This is a genomic window from Fulvivirga sp. (genome assembly GCF_040220315.1).
Classification (GTDB): domain Bacteria; phylum Bacteroidota; class Bacteroidia; order Cytophagales; family Cyclobacteriaceae; genus Fulvivirga.
This window is the reverse complement of the sequence record NZ_JAVJUY010000225.1, coordinates 1-3,605: the sequence shown is the minus strand read 5'-3', so window position 1 is coordinate 3,605 and position 3,605 is coordinate 1. Positions and strand designations below refer to the sequence as shown.

4 protein-coding genes are annotated in these 3,605 nt (G+C 38.0%); 1 reads left to right on the top strand and 3 read right to left on the bottom strand.

Annotated elements, in window-relative coordinates; translation table 11 throughout:
- Positions 1 to 574 (top strand): hypothetical protein (locus RLO81_RS10940; RefSeq protein WP_350111384.1); only part of this gene is annotated, 574 nt, incomplete at its 5' end.
- Positions 575 to 1,182: 608 nt separating this feature from the next.
- Here RLO81_RS10940 and hemN read toward each other — a convergent pair.
- From hemN to trhA, 3 genes are all read right to left on the bottom strand, one after another.
- Positions 1,183 to 2,526 (bottom strand): oxygen-independent coproporphyrinogen III oxidase, encoded by a 1,344-nt coding sequence (gene hemN / locus RLO81_RS10935; protein ID WP_350111381.1) that lies wholly within the window; start codon positions 2,524 to 2,526, stop codon positions 1,183 to 1,185.
- Between the two features lie 169 nt (positions 2,527 to 2,695).
- Positions 2,696 to 3,088, bottom strand: coding sequence for a putative zinc-binding protein (locus RLO81_RS10930; protein ID WP_350111378.1), 393 nt, complete (start codon positions 3,086 to 3,088; stop codon positions 2,696 to 2,698).
- Positions 3,088 to 3,605, bottom strand: a 518-nt coding sequence (trhA, locus tag RLO81_RS10925) for a PAQR family membrane homeostasis protein TrhA (RefSeq protein WP_350111375.1), incomplete at its 5' end; no start/stop codon positions are given. The genes RLO81_RS10930 and trhA, both read right to left, overlap by 1 nt.

The following is a 3,605-nucleotide window of genomic DNA, read 5'->3' as shown; positions in this document are numbered from 1 at the left end:
CCTATTAAAACTTGATTATTCAACTTGGGAAAAGGCTTTGGATGATGAAGATTCCTATATTTTTAAATGTCTCAATCTAATGCTTGAATCAGATAAAATAAAAAGCTTACCTGATAATCTGGTGTCAGCATATAAATCTGCTTTGACTGGGTATGCCAATGGAGAGTTCGTTTTTAATTCAGATGAAGCATGGGAAAGACTTTATTCAAAAGTCAATAAAAATAAGTTAAAGCCTACTTTTAAGAATATCAGGGATATATTTATCTCAGAGAAAAAAATCACGCCCGAACAATTTAAATATTTACTTCCATTCCTAAAAGATCATGCTGCTTTAGACAAAAGAAGTAATGATGTGGTTAGGAAAATCCTTTCAGAAGTTGCTACAGTTAATGATTGCCTAACCGTAATAATTAGAGAATCAGATTTCTTTCTTCCTATCATTAAATCTGCAAAAGATGATGCGGATGATTTCAAAGATATTATTCGACAAAAGATTGAAAATGGTATCACAGAAAATGGTTTATTGGAATTTGCCAAAAAATTAAAAATTGAATTTGAACTCCCAGAAGAATAATACTCCCTTTGACGGTTCAACGAAAATAGAACTACCTGAAGTAACTCCTAGTGTAATACCTGGAGATTTTATTGACAACCAAATTAATAGAAGAAAACGAATCCATAAAAACTTGGATTTTTAATGCACCCTCCTGGTTCACTTGGATTTTCGCTGCACTTTCAGGATTTACTTGGATTTTTAGTGCGCTAAAGTGGCAGTTTACTTGGAGTTTTGTTGCACTGCTTCATTTTGTTTACAATTGTGAACAATAAATAATTTATTGGTCGATGAATATCACGTTAAAATATTTAGTCGTACCATCACACCTCCCTTTCAGAAACTTGGTTTTTTAATGCACACACCTGGATTACTTGGATTTTCGCTGCACTTTCGGGATTTACTTGGATTTTTAGTGCGCTAAAGTGGCAGTTTACTTGGAGTTTCTTTGCACTGCTTCATGCCATTCCGGTAAAGGCAGGTGTTCGTTCGCTTTCACTTTTCCAGTGCTGGTATCAGGGATTTTCATCTCCGTGTGCTTTGGCGGAACGCGTAATCTATGAGTTGACCATTTCAGAGCACCCTTTTTAGGGCGCCCGGCCTTAATTTTTACTATTATGAAAGAGAATCTAAACTGACTTACTATACTGAGGCACAAAATTACTTTGATACATTTTGGCATCTAGCGCAGTACAAATCACCCTAATCACCTCACGGCCTTGAGGTAATACTTTTATGCCCGTTTCTCCATAAGTGATGAGGTTTTCTTCTTGCAATTGATCCAACAAATCATAATTCAAAGCGACACAGTACTCCATGAATTCTGACTCATGCCAGGTGGTTTCAAAATTACACATAAGATTGAGAATGTGCCTTCGGAAAAAAAGATCCTGCTTGGTATGAATATGACCTTTGATAATTGGAAGTTGACCCTGCGCTAAAAGTTCATAATATTTTGAAATGTTTTTTTCATTTTGTGCAAATCCAGACCAGCTATCACTAATAGAACTTACCCCAAGACCAATCAATAACTTACAGATAAATGGTGTGTAGCCCATGAAATTTCGATGCAGTTCTCCATTTCTTCTAGCTTCCAGCAGCACATCCCCAGGCAGGACAAAGTGATCCATTCCCACCTCTTCATACCCCGAATCCAAAAAAGTTTGCTTACCTAATTGCATATATTTCCATTTATTATCTTCATCCGGAAGATGAGCCTCGTAAGATTTCTGAGCAGGTCGCATGGAGGGGACATGGGCGTAGCTGTAATAGGCAACTCGTTCGGGTTTCAATTCTATTATTTGATGCAAAGTATTTTTTATAGATTCAATCGTTTGGCCTGGCAGCCCGTAAACCACATCATAATTGACTGATGTATATCCAATTTCACGTGCCTTTTCGGTTATACTTTTAACCTGCTCAAAGGACTGCATTCGATTAATGAGTTTCTGTACACTGAGATCGAAATCCTGAATACCAAAGCTGACGCGATCAAACCCAATTTGATAGAGCGTCTCTAAATGTTTAGCCGTTGTATTAGCCGGATGACCTTCAAATGACATTTGAAATTCCCTTGAAAGAGAACCTCCTTCAATGATTCCCGACAATAAACGACGTAAATTCTCAGGTGCAAAGAAAGTTGGTGTACCACCCCCCAAATGGATTTCACGGATGAAGGGTCTTTCAGGTAATTTTTGCAGATACAGTTCCCACTCCTTTAGCAAATGAGTAACGTAAGGCCCTTCCACCTGATGGTTTTTGGTTATCCGGGTATTACATGCGCAATAGGTACAGAGACTTTCGCAGAAAGGCAGATGAATATAAATACTCACTTCTCTGCTGCTCTCCCAAAAAGCTGACTGCAATGTATTTTCATATCCTTCGATAGTAAAACTTTCCCTCTCCCAGAAAGGGACGGTCGGGTAGCTTGTATATCTTGGAACGGGTTGATTGTATTTCTTCAGGTCAGGCATGTATCAAAAATTTGGTCCAAAGCTATTTTGACAGAGAAGCATTTGAATTGATAAACCCAAGGAAGAGATATGACTTAAGTCATCCTTATCATACTTGTAAAGTAAATGTCCTCATCTTACCAAATCAGAGGCATTAAAGGCTTGATATGATATTCATCGCTCAATCAAATTAAACTGTAATGTTATCATTAACAATCTTCTTCAGGAGGTTCTTTGCCTCTTTTATATCAAAATCAAGACCGTTCATCTTTTTTACTCCCAGATCAGTAAGGATAATATGATCGTCTGGATTCACATTGTGCATTTTCAAACACGCTTTCACACAAGCCAGTGGACAACCATCAATGGCGACAATAGGCCTGCCGGATTTGGCCACCTTTACCAGCGAACGAACACTCCCACCCACTCCTGCTATACAAGACATTTCAGCAATTTTCTGCCGGTCCAGCTTAATGGCTATATAATTGGCCATCTGCGCTGCCGAGCTACATCCGGAACATGAATACACCAATGGTTTCACCTTACCATTTTCTATTTTTTTATTTGAATCTGAAAATGGCATCAAATTGATCTGACTAAGTCCATGATAGAAAAATAATGGAAAATGCTACCCGCTAATACAAACAAGTGCCAAATGGCATGATTGAAAGGTATTTTCTTTGAAAGGTAAAATATGACCCCCACTGAAAAACAAACCCCGCCCCCAATAAGAAACGAAAAAGCCATGGAACTAAGGGAAGCATACAGCGTCTTGAATAAAAAAACCGCCACCCAACCCATCGCTAGATACAAAATAGTAAAAAATATATTGAACCTGCCCGTAAATATCATTTTGAGTACAATTCCCAGTACTACCATCAGCCATATTGCAATCAACAATTCGTGTCTGAAGGCAATACTGCCAAGTAATAGTAAAAAAGGTGTATAGGTACCGGCAATTTTCACGTAAATCGCACAATGGTCAAGTTTCTGAAGCCACAATTTCCAGGAGTCAGTCGATACATAATGGTACAATGATGAAGACAGGTACAAAGTGAAAAGTGATATCATATAAACCCATATACTGACACGGACAGTAG

Coding starts and splice junctions, on each gene's coding strand:
- hemN (WP_350111381.1), bottom strand. CDS start 2,526: ATGCCTGACCTGAAGAAATACAATCAACCCGTTCCAAGATATACAAGC.
- RLO81_RS10930 (WP_350111378.1), bottom strand. CDS start 3,088: ATGCCATTTTCAGATTCAAATAAAAAAATAGAAAATGGTAAGGTGAAA.